General features: G+C 68.0%; 15 protein-coding genes and 2 pseudogenes. 15 read left to right on the top strand and 2 right to left on the bottom strand.

The window, feature by feature from the left end; all coding sequences use genetic code 11:
• Positions 1-5: 5 nt before the first annotated feature.
• Positions 6-788 (bottom strand): annotated as a pseudogene (locus D3877_RS25470) (IS256 family transposase); the annotation flags it as partial.
• A 121-nt stretch (positions 789-909) separates the two neighbouring features.
• Between D3877_RS25470 and D3877_RS25475 the strand changes: the two are divergent.
• The 8 genes and pseudogenes from D3877_RS25475 (at position 910) to D3877_RS25510 (ending at position 16,587) form a co-directional block, all read left to right on the top strand.
• Positions 910-1,386 carry a DUF4158 domain-containing protein gene (locus tag D3877_RS25475; RefSeq protein WP_274379648.1) on the top strand — a complete coding sequence of 159 codons (477 nt, stop codon included), beginning with the start codon at positions 910-912 and terminating at the stop codon, positions 1,384-1,386.
• Between the two features lie 271 nt (positions 1,387-1,657).
• Positions 1,658-2,299 carry a response regulator gene (locus D3877_RS25480; RefSeq protein WP_199720964.1) on the top strand — a complete coding sequence of 214 codons (642 nt, stop codon included), beginning with the start codon at positions 1,658-1,660 and terminating at the stop codon, positions 2,297-2,299.
• Between the two features lie 21 nt (positions 2,300-2,320).
• Positions 2,321-4,243 (top strand): sensor histidine kinase, encoded by a 1,923-nt coding sequence (locus D3877_RS25485; RefSeq protein ID WP_119833581.1) that lies wholly within the window; start codon positions 2,321-2,323, stop codon positions 4,241-4,243.
• Positions 4,244-4,351: 108 nt separating this feature from the next.
• Positions 4,352-9,724: a beta strand repeat-containing protein gene (locus D3877_RS25490; RefSeq protein ID WP_119833582.1), complete on the top strand. Its 5,373-nt coding sequence runs from the start codon at positions 4,352-4,354 to the stop codon at positions 9,722-9,724.
• Positions 9,721-11,514: a ShlB/FhaC/HecB family hemolysin secretion/activation protein gene (locus D3877_RS25495; protein WP_119833583.1), complete on the top strand. Its 1,794-nt coding sequence runs from the start codon at positions 9,721-9,723 to the stop codon at positions 11,512-11,514. The genes D3877_RS25490 and D3877_RS25495 overlap by 4 nt, the downstream gene beginning before the upstream one ends.
• A gap of 8 nt (positions 11,515-11,522) precedes the next feature.
• Positions 11,523-13,247, top strand: a complete 1,725-nt coding sequence (locus D3877_RS25500) for a tetratricopeptide repeat protein (protein ID WP_119833584.1) — start codon at positions 11,523-11,525, stop codon at positions 13,245-13,247.
• Complete coding sequence (locus D3877_RS25505) at positions 13,244-15,322, top strand: O-linked N-acetylglucosamine transferase, SPINDLY family protein (protein WP_119833585.1); 2,079 nt, start codon at positions 13,244-13,246, stop codon at positions 15,320-15,322. Before D3877_RS25500 ends, D3877_RS25505 begins: the two co-directional genes overlap by 4 nt.
• Before the next feature lie 123 nt (positions 15,323-15,445).
• Positions 15,446-16,587 (top strand): annotated as a pseudogene (locus D3877_RS25510) (IS3 family transposase).
• On the opposite strand, the gene D3877_RS30325 reads toward D3877_RS25510, so the two are convergent.
• The gene (locus tag D3877_RS30325; RefSeq protein ID WP_199720990.1) at positions 16,477-16,740 is read right to left on the bottom strand and encodes a hypothetical protein; all 264 of its coding nucleotides are present in this window, start codon (positions 16,738-16,740) and stop codon (positions 16,477-16,479) included. The pseudogene D3877_RS25510 and the gene D3877_RS30325 overlap by 111 nt on opposite strands.
• Before the next feature lie 247 nt (positions 16,741-16,987).
• On the opposite strand from D3877_RS30325, the gene D3877_RS25515 reads away from it, so the two are divergent.
• The 7 genes from D3877_RS25515 to D3877_RS30015 all read left to right on the top strand — a co-directional run bounded on the left by D3877_RS25515 (position 16,988) and on the right by D3877_RS30015 (position 19,183).
• Positions 16,988-17,251, top strand: coding sequence for a Nif11-like leader peptide family RiPP precursor (locus D3877_RS25515; protein ID WP_147395296.1), 264 nt, complete (start codon positions 16,988-16,990; stop codon positions 17,249-17,251).
• A gap of 114 nt (positions 17,252-17,365) precedes the next feature.
• Positions 17,366-17,608, top strand: a complete 243-nt coding sequence (locus D3877_RS25520) for a Nif11-like leader peptide family RiPP precursor (RefSeq protein WP_119833587.1) — start codon at positions 17,366-17,368, stop codon at positions 17,606-17,608.
• A 116-nt stretch (positions 17,609-17,724) separates the two neighbouring features.
• Positions 17,725-18,000, top strand: coding sequence for a Nif11-like leader peptide family RiPP precursor (locus D3877_RS25525; protein WP_119833588.1), 276 nt, complete (start codon positions 17,725-17,727; stop codon positions 17,998-18,000).
• 86 nt (positions 18,001-18,086) lie between these two features.
• Entirely contained in the window at positions 18,087-18,416 is a 330-nt protein-coding gene (locus D3877_RS25530) for a Nif11-like leader peptide family RiPP precursor (protein WP_158600002.1), read from the top strand.
• A gap of 20 nt (positions 18,417-18,436) precedes the next feature.
• Positions 18,437-18,628: a hypothetical protein gene (locus tag D3877_RS30010; protein ID WP_158600003.1), complete on the top strand. Its 192-nt coding sequence runs from the start codon at positions 18,437-18,439 to the stop codon at positions 18,626-18,628.
• Between the two features lie 19 nt (positions 18,629-18,647).
• On the top strand, positions 18,648-18,989 hold the full coding sequence (locus D3877_RS25535) for a Nif11-like leader peptide family RiPP precursor (RefSeq protein WP_158600004.1): 342 nt from the start codon (positions 18,648-18,650) through the stop codon (positions 18,987-18,989).
• A 29-nt stretch (positions 18,990-19,018) separates the two neighbouring features.
• Positions 19,019-19,183 (top strand): hypothetical protein, encoded by a 165-nt coding sequence (locus D3877_RS30015; protein WP_158600005.1) that lies wholly within the window; start codon positions 19,019-19,021, stop codon positions 19,181-19,183.
• Positions 19,184-19,186: the final 3 nt, after the last annotated feature.

A 19,186-nucleotide genomic window follows, 5' to 3' on the forward strand; every position in this document is an offset into this window, starting at 1 on the left:
CCCGTGGGGACGTAGGCGAGCGCGTTCCTCATCCAATGGACCCGGCAACGTTGCCAAGTTGCCCCCATGATGCGGGCGATGGCGGCCTTGAGCCCTTCGTGGGCGTCGGAGATCACGAGCTTGACGCCCTTCAGTCCGCGACCCTTGAGCTTTTTCAGGAAGTCGCTCCAGAACACCTCGGCTTCGGAGGGGCCGATGTGCAGGCCGACGATCTCGCGCTTGCCTTCGGTGTTGGCGGCCACGGCGATTATGGCGGCGACCGAGACGATGCGCCCGCCCTCGCGCTGCTTGAGGTCGGTGGCGTCCAGCCACAGGTAGGGCCACTCGCCCTCCAGCGGGCGGTCGAGAAAGGCTCCGACGCGCTCGTCAATGTCCCGGCACAGCTTGGACACCGTCGATTTCGAGATCCCCGACAGGCCCATCGCCTGGACCAGTTCGTCGACGCGCCGGGTCGAGACGCCACCAATCCAGGCTTCCTGGATCACCGCCACCAGCGCCTTCTCGCTGGTCTTGCGGGCCTCCAGGAAGGGCGGGAAATAGCTGCCCTGGCGCAGCTTTGGGGGGATACGCAGGTTCAGCGTGCCAAGCCGCGTGTCCAGCGCCCGGTCGCGATAGCCGTTGCGGTGGGTCAGCCGCTCGGCGGAGCGTTCATGACGCCCAGCGCCGATCTGGCCCTCGACGTCGGCTTCCATCAGCATCTGCAACACCGTCTCCGCGACGCTGCGTAGGAAGTCGCCGTCTCCGGCCTTCTGGAGCAGGTCTGCCAGCGCCATACTGTCATCGGTCATTGGGTTCATCCTTCGGTTCGAGCTGAAGCGTTGCAACTCCACTCTAGCCGACCAATCCAATGACCACCTCTTTCGCACAGGCCGCCGTCCTGGAGGTGGGGCATGCCCCACCCCCAGGACGATCAGCAAATTTCCACCACGTCCGTGGACGCTATCGGGCCAACACCCGGCGAACCGGCTGGGCTTCGCCATGCTCCTGATATTCTTCCGTGACCATGGACGGTTTCCCCGGCGCTTGGCGGAGATCGATCCGGCGACCGTTCATATGATCGCCCAACAGATCGCTGTGGCGCGTCCCGCCTGCGACACTCTGAACCTGTCGGCGCGAACGGTCGAGCGCCACCGTGCCGAGGAGCCAACCCAGCGGGATCAGCACATCCAGAGCATCGCCGAGCGCGGTCGCCTCGGATGGCGACGACAGGCCGAGTATGGAAAGCGGAGCAAGGCGGAAACCGCGATGGCGCGCTATAAGCGCATCCTCGGCGGCCAGCTTCGTACCCGCACGCTTCCTGGCCAGCAGGCTGAAGCCGCCATCGGCGTCGCCGTCCTCAACCGCATGATCGATCAAGCACGCCCGAACTCCGTCCGCGCCGCCTGATCGAAGGTCGTGTCAGGCTTCGGCGCCTCCGCGCCGACCTCGCTGCACCAACACCTATTCAGGAGGCTTCCGGCGGTTGGTAATCGGCGCCCTGACGATCAGTGCTGGCCCACTCGAAATTGTTGGGTATTGTGCTGGTTCCGGCTCCCACCAGGAACGACGCACGCGTCACGGGCCGACGAGATACGATCGCCGTCGAGAGTGAGGAGAGTCGAGCATGTCGGAATACGCAGAGGGTGCAACTGGTCCGGCGGCACGCCGGATCAGGGTCATGCTGGTCGAAGACGACGCCCCGATCCGCGAGCGCATGACCGCCATCCTGGGCGCCGCCGACAGCCTGGACCTGGTCGCCGTCGCCAAAACCCTGCAACAGGCCCGCTCCCTGTGCGCCGAACGGCTTCCGGCGGTGCTCGTCACCGATCTGAAACTGCCCGACGGCAACGGCCTCGACCTCATCCGGGAGAACCGGCGGCTCTATCCGGCCATGGAAATCATGGTGGTTTCAGCGCTTGGCGACGAGCGCAACGTGCTGGCCGCAGTGGAGGCCGGGGCGGCCGGCTACATCCTGAAGGATTCCCGGTCCGTCGATCTGGTCGGCTCGGTCCTGGATCTGGTGGCCGGCCTCTCGCCGATCTCGACCTCGATCGCCCGGACCATCGTCCGCCGGATCCAGGGCAAGCCGTTCGCCGACGACGCGCCGTCGTCCCTGCCGTCCCTGACCGAACGGGAAACCGACATCCTGTGGGGCGTGGCCAAGGGCCTGACCTTCAGCGACATCGCGGAAAAGCTGGGCATCTCGCGCAACACCGTCCTGACCCATGTCAAGAACATCTACCGCAAGCTGGAGGTCAATTCCCGTGGCGAGGCGGTCTTCACCGCGATCAACCAGAAGATCATCAATCTTGGTTCTTGAGGCTCAGACGGGTTCCAGACCGTGATCGATCTCCCGCACAGCGCGGACGCAGGCCTGGATGCCGGGCCGGGCAAACCGACCCGGTCCTGGTACGGTCTCCTGATCCTGTCCCTCCTCCTGCCGTCGGCCTTCGCCTGGTTCGTCTTCCAGAACCTCGACCTGCCGACCGACGTCAGCGCCCTGTACGTCGAGGACGTCCGCCTCGACGCCGACGGTGTTTCCGGGCACGGCGCGGAACAGGCGACAGCGGCGGACATGGCGGCGTTGCCCTACCGCTGCCCCCTGTTCCAGGTGGGCAGCCCGTGCCAGGCCGCCTTCCGCCTTTCCTATTCCCGGCAGGGGGACGACGGTCGGCTGATTTCGTTCTACGTCCCGTCCTACCAAGGCCGCGTCACCGTGTTCCTGAACGGGGTGTTCCTGGCCACCAGCGACTGGGAACAGTCCGAGACCGACAGTTGGTCGACGTCCCCTGTGTTGATTCCGCTGCCGGCTCCGCTGCTGCGGCTGGGTCCCAACGACTTCCGGATCGTCCTGACCTCGGGCGGCGCGAAATTCGGCTTTCTCGGCCGTGTCGCGATCGGGCCGGACACCGTGCTCCGGGCCGACTACAACCGCCGAACCTTCCTGTTTTCCACCCTGATCCGGCTGGTCGACGGGTGGCAGATCGCCCTGGGGGTGGGCATGCTGATCATGTGGATCGCCCGTCCCAGGGAGAAGATCTTCCTGCTGGTCAGTGCGATGCTGCTGTCGCAGGCGCTCACCTCCCTGCCGGCGATCGTCGGCGATGCGCTTGACGAGAGGATCCTGCAACTCGCCAACCATGCCCGGTTCGTCAGCGTCTGCTTCATCCTGCCGCTGGCCTGCCTGTTCGTCGGCCGGCGGCCACCGGCTCCCATCTCGGTGTTCCTGCTGCTGCCGGCGCTCGTCTTTGCCAGCCTGACGATGCTGCCGCCGGAGATTCACCAATGGCTGCTGTTCCGGGTCTTCACCCCGGTCGGCATCCTCAACCTGCTTTGCGCCGCCCTGGTGATGTCGCGCGCCGCGATCAAGGAGCGCAACAGCGAGGCGCTGCCGCTGTTCAGCGCCTTTCTCTTCATCGTGATCCTGACCACCTGCGATCTGGTGAACGTGGAGACCACATCCAGCGACCTCCGCGTCATCCTCCGCCGGTTTGCCGCGCCCTTCCTGCTGACGACCTTCAGCGCCGTGTTCATGTGGCGCTTCGCCGTCACCATGAACATTCTGGATCAGTTCAACAACCGCCTGAAGCAGGAGGTCGCCGCCGCCGAGGAGACGCTGCTGCGCAGTTTCGAGCGCGAGCGCATCCATGCCCGAACCGCCACCCTTGAAGCCGAGCGGGTCCGCCTGATGAGCGACCTGCACGACGGCATCGCCGGACAGCTGGTGTCCATCCTGTCGCTGTGCGAATTGCGGAAAGTCAGCCAGAGCGAGGTGGCGGAAACGGTCCGCGCGGCCCTGGCCGACCTCCGGTTGATCGTGGCCTCGCTCGACGATTACGGCGAGGATCTGGGGGTGATGCTCGCCCTGTTCCGCGAGCGGATCGAACCGCAGGTGGCGGCTCATGGCGTGGGGCTGGCTTGGCGGGTCGGCCCTCTGCCGGACTTGAAGGGACTCCATCCGGGAGCGGCCCTTGCCATCTTCCGCATCCTTCAGGAGGCGACCAACAACGCCCTGCGCCACAGCGGGTCGAAGGAGGTGCGCTTCGAGGCCGACCTGTCGCCAGTGGCCGACTGCGGCGTCCGCCTGCGTCTCGGCGACCGGGGACAGGGCGGCGCCGCCGACCGCCCCGGCAGCTACGGCATGGGCAACATGCGGCGCCGGGCGGAGGGCCTCGGCGCCATCCTCACCGTCGCGTCGAACGCCTCCGGGACGACGGTCACGCTCGACCTTCCCGCCCGACTGCCCGCCGCCACGCCGGGCTGAACCGCACCAGCCGGAGCCGGGCGGCACGGGGGGTCACACGTTGTTGGGATGTTCGAACAGGAACAGTGCGGCTAGCTTGGAACATTATGTGTTCACAAGAGTAACGATATGCCGACCGCCCATCGGATCCGTTCCGCCCTGTTGTCGACCACGGCGCTGCTCTGGCCGCTGATCGTGGCCGCCCCGGCCCTCGCCCAGACCCCGGCGCTGCCCAGCGGCGGCGCCTTCGTGGCGGGCAGCGGCGCCATCGCGCAGTCCGGCGCCACCCTGACGATCACCCAGGGATCGACACGCGGCATCGTCCATTGGCGGGACTTCTCCATCGGCGCGGGCGGCACGGTCCGCTTCGACAACGGTTCCGGCGCCACGCTCAACCGTGTCACCGGCGGCTCCCTGTCGGAGATCCTGGGAAGCCTCAACGCCACCGGCACCCTCTACCTGATCAACCCGCAGGGCGTGGTGATCGGCCGTTCGGGCGCCGTGGTCACCGGCGGCTCCTTTGTCGCCTCCACCCGCGACGTCGCCGACGCCCATTTCCTGGCTGGCGGCAGCCTGCTGTTCAAAAGCCAGGGCGGCGCGTCGACGGGAAGCGTCACCAATCTCGGCAAGATCAGCGCCACCGGCGGCGACGTCGTCCTGATCGCCCGCGAGGTGGTCAACACAGGCGCCATCGAAGCCCCCAAGGGGACCGTCGCCCTGGCCTCGGCCAACGAAGTCCTGCTGAACGAAAGCGGCGACGGCGAGCGGGTGTTCGTCCGGGTCGCCAACGCCGACGGCGGCGGCAAGGTCGAGACCTCTGGCCGCATCAAGGCCGCCCAGGTCGAGCTGAAGGCGGCGGGCGGCAACGTCTATGCGCTGGCCGGCAACAATGGCGGGCTGGTGCGGGCGACCGGGACGGTGACGCGCGAGGGGCGGGTGTGGCTGAGCGCGAGCGCGGCGGCGGACAACGGCGGCGCCATCGTCACCGAGGGCAAGATCACCGCGAAGAACGCCGACGGCAGCGGCGGGCGGATCGACGTTTCGGCGCCGGACGGCATGCTGATGCACACCGGCGCCCTGGCGGCGCGCGGCGCCAGCGGCGGCACGGTGTCGATCACCGCCGACCGGGTGGTCAACCAGGGCCGGATTTCCGCCGACGGGCGCAGCGGGAAGGGCGGCCGGGTCGCGGTGACGGCGACGACGCGCTACATCGACACCAGCAGCGCCCGCACCAGCGCCAACGGCAAGGACGGGGCCGGGGGCGCCGTGTCGCTGACCGGGCTGGGCACGCTGTACGCCTCGGGCAAGTTCGAGGCGACCGGGACGACGGTCGGCGGGCGGGTCGATCTGTTCGCCGACGAAATCCGGCTGGTCGGGGCAACGGTGGACGCCTCGGGCGGGACCGGCGGCGGCGGCATCCGGGTCGGCGGCGACTATCAGGGGAGCGGCGACGCCCCGCACGCGCAGTTGACGCTGGTGACCCCGGCGACCAGCCTGGCCGCCGACGCCCGCGACAGCGGAACCGGCGGGCGGATCGTGGTGTGGTCGGACGGCGAGACCACCTTCGCCGGCGCCGCCTCGGCGCGCGGCGGGGCGGCGGGGGGCGACGGCGGGCTGGTCGAGGTGTCGTCGAAGGACTCTCTGCTGTTCGCCGGCACGGTGGACGCCGGGGCCACGGCGGGCCTGGCGGGAACGCTGCTGCTCGACCCCAAGAACATCACGATTTCCGACGCGGCGTCCTACCCGCAGTTCGAGCTGATCGACCCGGCCGCGGCCTCCGGCAACAATTTTGGCGGATCCGTGTCCGCGCTGTCGGGCGGCAACATCGTGGTGACCGCCACCGGCGACAGCACGGGCGGGACGGGGGCCGGCGCGGTCTATCTGTTCAACGGCGCCACCGGGGCGCTGATCTCGACCCTGAACGGCACGTCGGCGGGCGATGCGGTGGGGTCGAGGGGCGTCACGGTTCTGAGCAACGGCAATTACGTCATCGCCAGCAGCAAATGGAAGAACGGCACGGCCAGCAGCGCCGGAGCGGTGACCTGGGGCAACGGCACCAGCGGGGTTGCCGGTGTCGTCTCCGCCAGCAACAGCCTCGTCGGCACCGCCACCAGCGATCAGGTGGGTACCGGAGGCGTCACGGCGCTGACCAACGGCAATTACGTCGTCGGCAGTCAAAACTGGAAGAACGGCGCCGTCGCCAGTGCCGGGGCGGCGACCTGGGGCAGTGGGACCGGCGGCTTGACCGGGGCCGTCTCCGAAACCAACAGCCTCGTCGGCGCCTCCAGTGGCGATCAGGTGGGATACAGTGTTACGGCGCTGACCAACGGCAACTATGTCGTCGTCAGTCAAAACTGGAAGAACGGCACCGCCGCCAGTGCCGGGGCGGCGACCTGGGGCAGTGGCGCCGGTGGGCTGACCGGCGCGGTTTCGGCGTCCAACAGCCTCGTCGGCACGTCCACAAACGATCGGGTTGGCACCAGCGGCATCACGGTGCTGCCCAACGGCAACTATGTCGTCAGCAGTCAAAACTGGAAGAGCGGCACCGCCACCGCCGCCGGGGCGGTGACCTGGGGCAGCGGGACCGGCGGGCTGACCGGAGCCGTCTCCGCAACCAACAGCCTCATCGGCACCTCCACCAGCGATAATGTGAGTTACGGCGGCATCACGGTCTTGAGCAACGGCAACTATGTCGTTCGCAGCTACTTCTGGAGCGGCAGTGCCGCCAACGTCGGGGCGGTGACCTGGGGCAGCGGCGCCGGCGGGCTGACTGGCGCGGTTTCGGCGTCCAACAGCCTCGTCGGCACCTCCGCCAACGACCGGGTGGGCAACACCGGCATCACGGCGCTGACCAACGGCAACTATGTCGTCGTCAGTCAAAACTGGAAGAACGGCGCCGCCACCAGCGCCGGGGCGGTGACCTGGGGCAGCGGCGCCGGCGGACTGACCGGCGCGGTTTCGGCGTCCAACAGCCTCGTCGGCACCTCCGCCAGCGACGGGACCAACCTGACCGTCACCGCGCTGACCAACGGGAACTATGTCGCCAGCAGTCAATACTGGAAGAACGGCACCGTTACCAATGTCGGCGCGGTGACTTGGGGCAGCGGAACCGGCGGCTTGACCGGAGCCATCTCCACAACCAACAGCCTCGTCGGGACGGCCGCATCCGACAAGGTCGGCTCCGCCGGCGTCACGGCCTTGACCAACGGCAACTACGTCGTTCGCAGCAGCGCCTGGAGCAACGGCACCGCCACCATCGCCGGGGCGGTGACCTGGGGCAGCGGGACCGGCGGGCTGACCGGAGCCGTCTCCGCAACCAACAGCCTCGTCGGGACGACCACGTCCGATGCCGTGGGTTCCAGCGTCGTCACTGCCCTGGCCAACGGCAACTATGTCGTTGGCAGCTATTTTTGGAGGAACGGCAGCGTCGTCAACGCCGGAGCGGCGACCTGGGGCAGCGGAACCGGTGGGCTGACCGGCGCGGTTTCGGCGTCCAACAGCCTCGTCGGCACCGCCACCGGCGACCAAGTCGGCTCGACCGTCACCGCGCTGACCAACGGCAACTATGTCGTTGGCAGCAGTTATTGGAACAACGGCAGCGTCACCAGAGTCGGGGTGGTGACCTGGGGCAGCGGAACCGGTGGGCTGACCGGCGTGGTTTCGGCGTCCAACAGCCTCGTCGGCGCCAGCGCCAACGACGCGGTCGGCTCGACCATCACCGCGCTGACCAACGGCAACTATATCGTCGCCAGTTCGACCTGGAAGAACGGCACCGCCGCCAGCGCCGGAGCGGTGACCTGGGGCAGCGGCACCGGCGGGTTGACCGGCGTGGTTTCGGCGTCCAACAGCCTGGTCGGCAGCAAGGCATCGGCCAGGTTCGGAACCGTTACCGCCCTTGGCGACCGCTTCCTGGTCTCCTCCACCACCGATGGGACCGGCGGGCGGGTTGCCGTCGGCCTGACCGACCCATCGCAGCTGACCTATGCGCTGGCGTCCGACCGATCCTTCACCCTGGCGCCGAGCTACCTGACCGCGACGCTGAACGCCGGCACCGCGGTGGTGCTCCAGGCCAGCAACGACATCACGGTCAACAGCGCCATCACCGCCAACAACCCGGCGGGCAACGGCGGCGCCCTGACGCTCCAGGCCGGGCGCAGCATCCTGATCAACGCCGACATCACCACCGACAACGGCAACCTGACGCTGATCGGCAACGACCTGCTCGCCAATGGCGTGGTCGATGCGCAGCGCGACGTCGGAACCGCCGTCATCGCCATGGACGGCAGCACGCAGATCAACGCCGGCACCGGGACCGTCACCATCGAGCTGCGCACCGGCGCCGGCAAGACCAACACGGCCAGCGGCGCCATCACGCTCCAGGACGTCACCGCCGGCTCGCTCTCCGTGCACAATCTGGGGCTGACCGCCGGCAGCGGCATCACGCTGAACGGCGGCTCCCTGACCCTGTCGGGCGGCGGCGCCGCGCTGGTGCTGGCCGCCGACACCGGCATCTTCGACAACCGCAATTCCGCAGGCATCAACGTCGGCAGCGGGCGCTATCTGATCTATTCCGCCGACGAGGCCACCACGCTCCTGGGCAACCTGACGCCGGGTGTCGTCAACGGCATGACCTATGCGAACTATGGCCCCGGCTCGGTGACCGAGAGTGGGAACCGGATCATCTACGCCACCAGCCCGCCTCCTCCTCCTCCTCCGCCGCCACCCGTCGTGGTGTCGCCGCCGGTCGTGGTCGAAACGCCGGTGGTGGTGTCGCCGCCGGTCGTCGTCGAGGCGCCCGTCGTGGTGTCGCCGCCGGTCGTGGTCGAAGCGCCCGTCGTGGTGTCGCCGCCGGTCGTGGTCGAAACGCCGGTGGTGGTGTCGCCGCCTGTCATGGTCGAAACGCCCGTCGTGGTGTCGCCGCCACCGCCACCAGTGGTCGTTTCGCCCCCCCCCGTCCAGACCACTACGGTGATCGGCGGCACCTCCACCGGCGGCGGCACGACGGGCGGCCTGACCGGCGGCGGCGTGGTCGTCGGCGCCGTGGCCCCGCTTGTGACCACGCCGCCACCGACCGCTGCCGGTTCCTCCACCGGCAGCGGCGTGATCGCCACGACGAGCGTCGGCGCCGGCGCCATCACCGTTCAAGTGACCGCCTCCGCTACGGCGGGCGTCTCCGGCCCCCAATCCCAGGGCCAATCCCAGGGCCAGCCGGAAGCGGGCGGCGGGCGGATGGAAGCCTCCGTCAGCACCGGCGCCTTCCAGGTCGTCTACAGCCAGCCGACCAGCGCGCTGCCCGGCACCGGCACCGGCAGCGCGACGGGCCGCACGGCCGCCGGGTCCGGCGCCGCGCAGACGCAGGGAACCATCGCCACCGCGAGCAGCTTCACCACCTTCCGCGCCGATGAGAAACCCGCCGTCGCCATCGTCCCGGACCGCAATGCCCAGGGAACCCAACCCCCGGCGAGCGGCAGTCAAGCCAACGACGAAAAGACAGCAGAATGAATCGCCTTAAGGTTGCTCTACACAACAGCGTCCTGTCTTTTCTCGGGTTGATCCTGTCGCTTGGAACTCCGGTGGCCATGGCCCAGGATTGGGGGCGGGTCTCCCCCAAGCAGCCTCGGGCCAACCCGCCGACGGAAGCCCCGGCCCTGCCGACGCCGGCGCCGGCGGTCCCACCGGGCGACCGGGAGATCGTCTCCGCGTTGAAGGGCTTGCTGTTTACGCCGAACCCCGCCGGGGTGAAGCGGACCGGGCTTGACCTGCACGGCATCGCCGCCCCCGGCCTCGACCTGCTCGACGATCCGGCCTTCCGCGCGGCGATGCAACCCAACCTCGGCAAGCCGCTGACCTTCGACCGGCTGAACGCCATCATCCGCTCCACCGTCCTGTGGTATCGGGAGCATGATCGCCCGCTGGTCGATGTCGTCGTCCCCGAACAGGACGTCACCGACGGCACGGTCCAGATCGTGGTGATCGAGTTCCGCGTCGGTGCGCTGGCCGCCGAGGGAAACCAGTGGTTCAGCGATTCCCTGCTGCTGTCGCGCCTGCGCGTGCGGTCCGGCGACCGCGTCAGCTCCAGCGCCATGCTGGAGGACATCGAATGGCTGAACCGCAATCCGTTCCGCCACACCGACCTGGTCTACCAGCGCGGCGAACAGCCGGGCGCCACGGACATCGCGCTGCGCACCATCGACCGCTTTCCGGTGCGGGTGTTCGGCGGGTATGAGAACACCGGCACCGCCTCCACCGGCCGCGACCGGCTGTTCGCCGGTTTCAACTGGGGCAACGCCTTCTGGTCCGACCAGCAGATCTCCTACCAGCTCTCCGCCAGCCCCGACCTGTTCGACCGCGAGCTGCGCGGCCCCGGCGGCGCCCCCCGGTCGATCATCCACGCCGGAAGCTGGAGCATCCCGCTGCCCTGGCGGCACACCGTGTCGATCTTCGGCAGCCATTCCGTGACCCACCCGGACCTCGGCCAGGACTTCAACCAGACCGGCCGCTCGTCCCAGCTTTCCGCCCGCTATGTCGCGCCCCTGGGCAATCTGGGCCTGGGCAATTTGGGGGTGATCCGCCACGAATTGCAGGGCGGCGTCGACTGGAAGCGCTCGAACAGCAATCTGGAGTTCGGCGGCGATTCGGTGTTCCGCAACAGCACCGACATCGCCCAGGCGATGCTGGGCTACAGCGCCACCCTCCCGGACGATCTGGGGACGACCGCCCTGTCCGCCAGCGTGTTCCACAGCCCCGGCGGCATCGGCGAGCGCAACCGCGATGCGGTGTTCGCCGGCAGCCGCGCCGGCGCCGACTCCCACTACACCTACGCCCGCTTCGGGCTGGACCGGATGACCCGGCTGCCGCAGGATCTGTCCTGGGTGGTCCGGTTGCAGGGGCAGCTGTCCAGCGCCAACCTGCTGTCCTCGGAACAGCTGAGCCTGGGCGGCAACGGCAGCGTGCGCGGCTATGCGGAATCGGAAGTGCTGGGCGACCGCGGCGTGCTGCTGTCGACCGAACTGCGCTCGCCCGAAACCAGCCTGGCGCGGCTGTTCGGCGAACGGGAGCTGGGGGACAGCCTGCAAGGGCTGGTCTTCCTCGATTCCGGCGTCGCGGCCCAGCGCTTCCGGCAAGTTGGCGACGACCGTCACACCGTGGTGCTCAGCGTCGGGCCGGGCCTGCGCTACAATCTTCCGCCTTATTTCTCGCTGAAGGCCGACTGGGGCTTCCAGCTTCGCCATGCCAACGCCGGTGAGAACCGGGTGGCCCGACCGCACATCGGTCTCACCGTCTCCTACTGACCGCCGTCATGACCAAAACCAATCCCCAAGCCCTGAGCGTCGAGGATGCCGCCACCCTGGCGGCGATCCACCATCGGGAAGGCCGACTGGCGGAAGCGCTGGCGCTCTACGGCCCGTTGCAGGCCGCCCGGCCGGACGATCCCGACGCCAACAGCCTGCTCGGCGCCGTGCTGGCCCAACTCGGTCGGCTGGAGGAGGCCATCGTCTTCCTGTCCCAGGCCGACCGGCTGGCGCCCGACAGCCCGGAAACCCTGAACAATCTGGCGACCGCGCTGGAGCTGGCCGGACGGTTGCCGGACGCGGCGGAGGTCTGGAACCGCTTCGGCACGCAGATGTACGCCGCCGGTCGCCACGACGACGCCGTCCCGCTGTTCGGGAAGGCGCTGGCGATCCTCCCCGGCCATCTGGGAGCCGGGGCCAACCTGGGCGCCACGCTCCAGTCGCTTGGCCGCCATCGCGAGGCGGTCGAGCGGCTGACCGCGCTGCTGACGGCCAGTCCCGGCGAAATGGAAGCCCACAACAATCTGGGCAACGCCCAGATGGGGGGCGGCGCCGTCGAGGAGTCCATCGCCAGCTACCGGCGGGCGATCGCCCTCGGCCCGGATTATTTCGAGGCCTACAGCAACCTTGGCCTTGCCCTGGCGATGCGCCGGCCCGACGGGATTGTTGAGGACTCCGCCAGTCCGGCCCCGTCGCGCCCGGCCCCTCCGCCCAGCGTCCGCGACTGCTACGAGAAGGCGCTGATCCTGCGGCCGAACTTCCCGGCGGCGCATTGGAATCTGGGACTCTGCCTGCTGCTGCAAGGCGATCTCCGGCAGGGCTGGAAGGAGTATGAATGGCGCTGGCGGTGGGACGGTTTCGGCGAGGTCCACCGGCCATTCACCCAGCCGGTCTGGCAGGGCGGGCCGCCGTCGGCGACCGGCGGAACCCTGCTGGTGACCGCCGAGCAGGGGTTCGGCGACACCATCCAGTTCGCCCGTTATCTGCCGCTGCTGGCCGAACAGGGCCATGACGTGGTGTTCGAGGCGCAGGCGCCGCTGTTCACCCTGTTGTGGCACAGCCTGGGGCGCCATGGCGTGCGGGTGGCGCCGCGCACGGAATCGCCGACCCGCGTCCATGACGACCTGCCCTTCGCCCACCACATCCCACTGATGAGCTTGCCCGAACGGTTCGGCTCCACCTTGGCGGACCTTCCGGGACAGCAACCCTACCTGTTCGCCGAGCCGACCCGTCAGGCGCTGTGGGCCGACCGGCTGGCCGCCGCCGCCGGCCCGCGACGCCGGGTCGGGCTGGCGTGGCGCGGGCGGCCCTTGCACACCCGCGACCGCGAGCGCTCCATGCCGGCGGCGGCCCTGGCGCCGCTTCTGGAGGTTCCAGACATCCAGTTCTTCAGCCTGCACAAGAACGACGGCGGTCATCCGCCGGGCGAAGCGCCTCCCGGCATCGTTCCGCTGGACGGGATGCTGCACGACTTCTCCGAGACGGCGGCGGTGCTGGCCAACCTCGACCTCGTCATCGCCGTGGACACCGCCGTCGCCCATCTGGCCGGCGCCATGGGGCGTCCGGTCTGGGTGCTGCTGCCGTTCAGCCCGGACTGGCGCTGGCTGCTCGACCGCGACGACAGCCCCTGGTATCCCGGCATGACCCTGTTCCGTCAGCGGCGGGCTGGCGATTGGGATGGCGTGGTCGCCGAGGCAGCGCGGCGGCTGTCGGACCTGGGGAGCGTTCCATGAGCACGGATGTGCTGGACGAGGCCACCCGCTGTCTGGCCGTCGGCGATCTGAACCGGGCGCGCGGTCTGGCCGAAGGGGTGCTGGCGGTGGCGTCCGGCGAGCCGAGGGCGCTGTTCGTCCTGGGCAGCGCCGCCGCCCTTTCGGGTTCGCCGGCCGAAGCGATCCCGCTGTTCCGCCGCAGCATCGCCAGCGGCGGCGCCACGCCCGAGCTGCTCCACAATCTGGGTCTGGCCCTCCACCAGACCGGCGATCTGGTGGAGGCGGAGCGCGGCTTCGTCGCCGCCATCCTGCGCGCCCCCCGCTTCGCCGAGGCCTATCACAGCCTGGGCGTGACCCTTGCGGCTGGCGGCCGGGGCGAGGACGCCGCCGCCGCCTTCCAGCGTGCCGTGGAGGAGCGGCCGGACTGGGTGGAGGCGTGGTTGAACCTCGCCGCCACCCTCGGCGCGAACAACCGGCCGCAGGCGGCTTTCGCGGTCTACCGCGACGTGCTGGACCGCCACCCGCACAATCCACGCTTCCAGTTCCTCGCCGGCACCGCCGCGCTGACCGCCGATATCCTGGAGGAGGCCGACCGGCTGCTGCGGCAGGCCTTGCTGCGCACCCCGCGCGACCCCGGCATCCTGAACAATCTGGGCCTCGCGCTGAACCGGATGGGCCGGATCGGCGAGTCCGTCCACATGTTCCGTCAGGCGATCACGATCCGGGCGGATTATGCCGAGGCCTGGTTCGGGCTGGCCGCCGCGCTGGACGCGCAGGGGGATTCCCAAGCGGCGCTGGAGGCGTATCGCACGGCGGCGGACCTGCGCCCCGACGATCCCGGCAACGACAGCAACCGGCTGATGATGCTCAACTACCGCGCGGAGCTGTCGGCCGCTGCGCTGTTCGGCGCCCATCGCGACTGGGGGCGCCGGACGGAGGCCAGAGTGGCCGCCACGGTTCCGGTCGCGGCGGCCACCCCGCAGCGGTCGCCGCTGGACGGACGCCGGTTGCGGATTGGCTACGTGTCGCCGGATTTCCGTCTGCATTCGGTGGCGATGTTCCTGCTGCCGCTGCTGGAGGCCCATGACCGCAGCCAAGTCGAGCTGTTCGCCTATTCCAACGTAGAGACGCCGGATGCCGTCACCGACCATGTCCGGCGATCGGTCGATTGGTGGCGGGACTGCCGCCATCTCTCGGACGACGAGCTGGCCGCGCGGATCAGGGCCGACGCCATCGACCTGCTGGTCGACCTCACCGGCCACACCGCGCGCAACCGGCTGGAGGTCTTCGCGCGCAAACCGGCGCCGGTGCAGGTTTCATGGCTCGGCTATCCGGCGACCACCGGGCTGGCGACGATCGACGCCCGTTTCACCGACGCCGTCGCCGACCCGCCGGGAGCCAGCGACGGCCATCACAGCGAGCGTCTGGTCAGGCTCGACGGTGGTTTTCTGTGCTACCGCCCGCTCAGCCCGGCGCCGGACCCGGCGGCGCCCCCTTGCCTGACGAACGGCTTCGTCACCTTCGGCTCCTTCAACACGCTGAACAAGCTGACCCCGGCGGTCGCCGCCCTGTGGGCGCGGGTCCTGAACGCCATCCCGGAGAGCCGTCTGCTGCTGAAGGCCGGCCCGCTGGCCGACTCCAGCGTCCGCAAGCGTCTGCACGCGCTGTTCGCCGCCCATGGGCTGGAACCCGGCCGGGTGGTTCTGCGGGCGCGGCTTCCCGACAACAACGGCCACCTCAACGCCTACGGTCTGATGGACGTGGCGCTCGACCCGTTTCCCTACAACGGGACGACGACCAGCTGCGAGGCGCTGTGGATGGGCGTTCCGCTGCTGACCCTGCCCGGCGACCGCCATGCCGCGCGTGTCGGGGCCTCGCTGCTCACCGTGATCGGCCGGCCCGACCTGATCGCTGCGGACGAGGAGGATTTCGTCCGCAAGGCCATCGCACTGGCCGCCGATCCCCGCAGGCTCGCCGACGACCGCAAGAGCCTGCGCCCGACGATGCGGAACGCGCGCCTGTGCAACGCGCCCGCCTTTGCGCGCGAATTTGAACGCGCCTGCTTCGCGCTGGCCCAGCGCGTCCCGCTCCGGTAACAGCCGCGCAACAGGGGAAGCGGCCCGCTGGTCGAGCGTGGTTTGGCGGGGCAGGGTGTTGGTGGAGTTGCCCTGGAAAAGTGGAGAGCCTTTTGAGACAACAAGGCGGATCAGGAGGCCACCATGAGCACACCCAAACAGCGGAAAGTTACGGAAGAGTTCAAGCGTGAAGCGGTGCGGCTGACCGAGACGAGCGGTCGGACTGTGGCGCAGGTCGCCAGTGATCTGGGGATCGGCAAATCGACGCTGACGCGGTGGAAAACCCAATTCAAAGAAGCCGATATTCTGTCTGGTCCTCACGACGACGTGCAAAAAGAACTGACGCGACTTCGGCTTGAAAATAAAATTCTCCGTCAGGAACGAGATTTCTTAAAAAACGCGGCGGCCTTCTTCGCCAAGGAAACAAGTCGATGATTTATGAAGCCATCGACGCGAAGAAGGCTGAAACACCCGTCCATTGCGGTTGCCGTCTTTTTTGGGGTGAGCATGAGCGGATATTATGCCTGGAAACGTCGCCAGCCCAGTCGTCGTCAATACGACGACATGATCTTGCTCGCTCATGTCCGAAACCATTTTGCTCTATCGCATGAAACCTACGGATCCCCCCGAATGCATGCTGAGTTGAAGGCTGACGGTGTGAGCGGCGGTCGCCATCGGATCGCCCGCCTGATGCGGGACAACGGCATGAAAGCGCTGCAAAAAAGACGATACAAGAAGACGACCGACAGCGACCATGTGGGCTTGGTCGCGCCGAATGTTCTGGATCAGGATTTCAGCGCCGACGCGCCGAACCAAAAATGGGGAGCCGACATCTCCTACATTTGGACGGTCGAAGGCTGGCTGTATCTCGCCATCGTGGTGGATCTGCATTCCCGCCGAATCATCGGTTGGGCCACGAGCGACCGAATGAAGAAAGATTTGGCGATGAGGGCGCTGCGAAGAGCCATCGCTTTGCGCAGCCCCCGAAGGACGTTATCCATCACTCGGATCGTGGAAGCCAATATTGCTCAGCAGATTATCAGAAAATACTGAAAGATGGCGGCTTTGTCCTATCAATGAGCGGAAAGGGGAATTGCTACGACAACGCCATGGTTGAAACGGTGTTCAAGACGCTGAAGGCTGAACTTATCTGGAGAACAATTTTTCTTTCCAGATCAGCGGCCAAAATCGCCATTGGATGCTACATCGACGGGTTCTATAATCCTGTGCGGCGACATTCGGCGCTCAGTTACAAAAGCCCATGCGATTTCGAGGCTGCGGCATAGCCCAAAGCCAAAGGCTCTCCACTTTTCCAGGGCAACTCCAAACGTCTCAAGGGCGAGATCAAGCGACGCACCGAGGTTGTCGGCATATTCCGCTTGGCTCATGGTCGCAAGCGTCAAACTGCTTTCCAGGAAAATCGCCAGGGCTTGATCCAACCATTCCGATTCTGAGTCGGACTCTCATGATGAACCACAGGAAACGCACCCTGTTTCATTGGTGGAATTTCTTAAAATATTTCATCCCTTTAATTGCAGCAAGAAGCGCCGCCGGTGTCTCTCCGTCGCTTTGAGACGCCAGGGCAAGTTTTTGGGACGCGGCGACAGGCCGCAGATCGCGCGGGCCGATAAGCTGCCCGCAAGCATCACCCCCCAAGCGCCGTACAACGCCCAACTGGAGCGCCGCATGAGCCAGAGCGAAATTGAGCGGCTCCTCGCCGCCGTGACGTCCACGCCGGATCTGATCGCCTCCTATCACACCGCCGCCGATGCGGCGGAACTGGCGCAGCGTCTGCGGGCCGACGGCTACGACATCTCCGAGGCCGACATCATCGGTCGGCTCGCCGATGGCGCCGATGGCGCCGAACTGTCCGACGAGGATCTCGACGGCGTCGCTGGCGGCTCCCGCGTGCGCTCGATGCGGGAGATCATCCGATGGAGTTTCAACTGACCTCCGCAATCCACCAACAGGAATGCGGCGGTTCCTGTCCGGCGGAATCGATCTCCTGATCCTCCCTGAGCGCCGACCGCTCTCGACGTTCCCAACCGACAAGGATCCCGAACCATGAGCCAAACGGAATTCCAGCGTTTCGTGACAGCGATGCAGGCGACGCCTGCCCTGGCCGAAACCTACAACACGGCCGCCACGCCAGCGGATCTGGCAGGCCGTTTGCGGGCCGACGGCTATGACGTCACCGAGGCCGACATCACCGACCAGGCCGCCGATGGCGCCGAACTGTCCGACGAGGATCTCGACGGCGTCGCCGGCGGCGCGCGCTGGCGGCCTCTGTTCCGCATAAGGGACTGACCTCCACAATCAGCCGACAGGAATGCGGCGGTTCCTGTCCGGCGGAATCGATCTCCTGATCCTCCCTGAGCGCCGACCGCTCTCTCGACGTTCCCAACCGACAAGGATCCCGAACCATGAGCCAAACGGAATTCCAGCGTTTCGTGACAGCGATGCAGGCGACGCCTGCCCTGGCCGAAACCTACAGCACGGCCGCCACGCCAGCGGATCTGGCAGGCCGTCTGCGGGCCGACGGCTATGACGTTACCGAGGCCGAGGTGCAGGACGGATTGCGCCAGGCTGCGGCGTCCACTGGGGAGTTGTCCGACGAACAGCTCGACGGCGTCGCCGGAGGCTTCCTGCCCCCCGGCTTCTATGAGTCGCTCAGGGCTGCGCTGTCGCGCAGGTTATGAGTCGCTCAGGGCTTCGCTGTCGCGCAGGTATAGCGGTGAGTCCCCCCTCCCGGGAACCAGCCCGTCATAACTGGAAGGACCCCATCATGAGCGGATCCGGGCTTGAGCGTTTCGCCGCCGCGATACAGGCGGCGCCATCGCTGCTCGACGCCTACAAGGACGCGACGACCCCGGCGGAGCTTGCCGCCCTGCTGCGCCGCGACGGTTACGACGTCACCGACACCGAGATCGCGGCGGCGGCGGAGCAGGGACGCGACCTGTCCGACGATCAGCTCGATCAGGTCACGGGCGGATCGATCGGCGTGATCCTGGGCGGGCTGATCGCGGTCGGGGCGGTGGCGACGCTGGGCGCCGTCGCGGTGCTCGGCATCGTCAGCCGCGTTCGCGGCGAGACCCCCGGCAAGATCCCGAGCTGACGCGCGGGGGAGGGACGGGGTTGAGCCGCAGCGAACTCCAGAGATTCGCCGAGGAGGCCGGAAAGGCCCCCGTGCCGCTCGACCGCTATGGCGGCATGGCGACCGTGGTCGCCATCGGCGTCGGCCTGCGCCTCGCCCTGCCCAGGCCGTCGCCGCTGGTCGGCCGCGCCAACCTCGACGCGATCTTCGCGCATATGCGCAAACAATTGTGAAAAACCGGGAGGATCTGGGATGAGTCAGGCTGAAGTGGACCGTTTCACCGCCGCTGTGGAAGCGACGCCGTCGTTGCTGGCGCCCCACATGGACGTCCGCACTCCCGTCGAGATGGCGGCACGCCTGCAAGCCGCTGGCTACGACATCACGGCGGCGGATGTGGAGGCCTCGCTTCGCTGCGGGCTGGAGCGCAGCGCGGAGCTGTCCGACGCCGACCTTGATCGGGTGTCGGGCGGCGTTCTGCTGACGGTCGGGATCGGGTTGGGGGTGGCGGCCTTCTGCGCCATTCCGGCGCTGGTCAGCGGCGCCGTGGCGGTCGGGCTGGTCGCCGCGCAAAAGGCGGGCGTGAAGATCGGCTGATGGTTGGAGATCATGTGATCGGTTAGCGCATGTCCCTGTTCCGCAAAAGCGCGCTCGACCGCCTGTCCAGCCCCGAACGGCTCGACACCGTCTTCGTCGCCGCATCGCCCGGCTATTGGATCGCCTTTCTTGCCGTCGCCCTGCTGGTCGGCGCCGCAATCGCGTGGTCGGTCGTCGGACAAAGGCGGGCGTGAAGA

It is taken from the genome of Azospirillum cavernae (assembly GCF_003590795.1).
In the GTDB taxonomy this organism is placed as follows: Bacteria; Pseudomonadota; Alphaproteobacteria; order Azospirillales; family Azospirillaceae; genus Azospirillum; species Azospirillum cavernae.

Excerpts from the sequence above, each read along its gene's own strand:
- D3877_RS25480 (WP_199720964.1), top strand. The coding sequence starts at position 1,658 with ATGCTGGTCGAAGACGACGCCCCGATCCGCGAGCGCATGACCGCCATC.
- D3877_RS25490 (WP_119833582.1), top strand. The coding sequence starts at position 4,352 with ATGCCGACCGCCCATCGGATCCGTTCCGCCCTGTTGTCGACCACGGCG.
- D3877_RS25495 (WP_119833583.1), top strand. The coding sequence starts at position 9,721 with ATGAATCGCCTTAAGGTTGCTCTACACAACAGCGTCCTGTCTTTTCTC.
- D3877_RS25500 (WP_119833584.1), top strand. The coding sequence starts at position 11,523 with ATGACCAAAACCAATCCCCAAGCCCTGAGCGTCGAGGATGCCGCCACC.
- D3877_RS25505 (WP_119833585.1), top strand. The coding sequence starts at position 13,244 with ATGAGCACGGATGTGCTGGACGAGGCCACCCGCTGTCTGGCCGTCGGC.
- D3877_RS25515 (WP_147395296.1), top strand. The coding sequence starts at position 16,988 with ATGAGCCAGAGCGAAATTGAGCGGCTCCTCGCCGCCGTGACGTCCACG.
- D3877_RS25520 (WP_119833587.1), top strand. The coding sequence starts at position 17,366 with ATGAGCCAAACGGAATTCCAGCGTTTCGTGACAGCGATGCAGGCGACG.
- D3877_RS25525 (WP_119833588.1), top strand. The coding sequence starts at position 17,725 with ATGAGCCAAACGGAATTCCAGCGTTTCGTGACAGCGATGCAGGCGACG.
- D3877_RS25530 (WP_158600002.1), top strand. The coding sequence starts at position 18,087 with ATGAGCGGATCCGGGCTTGAGCGTTTCGCCGCCGCGATACAGGCGGCG.
- D3877_RS25535 (WP_158600004.1), top strand. The coding sequence starts at position 18,648 with ATGAGTCAGGCTGAAGTGGACCGTTTCACCGCCGCTGTGGAAGCGACG.
- D3877_RS30015 (WP_158600005.1), top strand. The coding sequence starts at position 19,019 with ATGTCCCTGTTCCGCAAAAGCGCGCTCGACCGCCTGTCCAGCCCCGAA.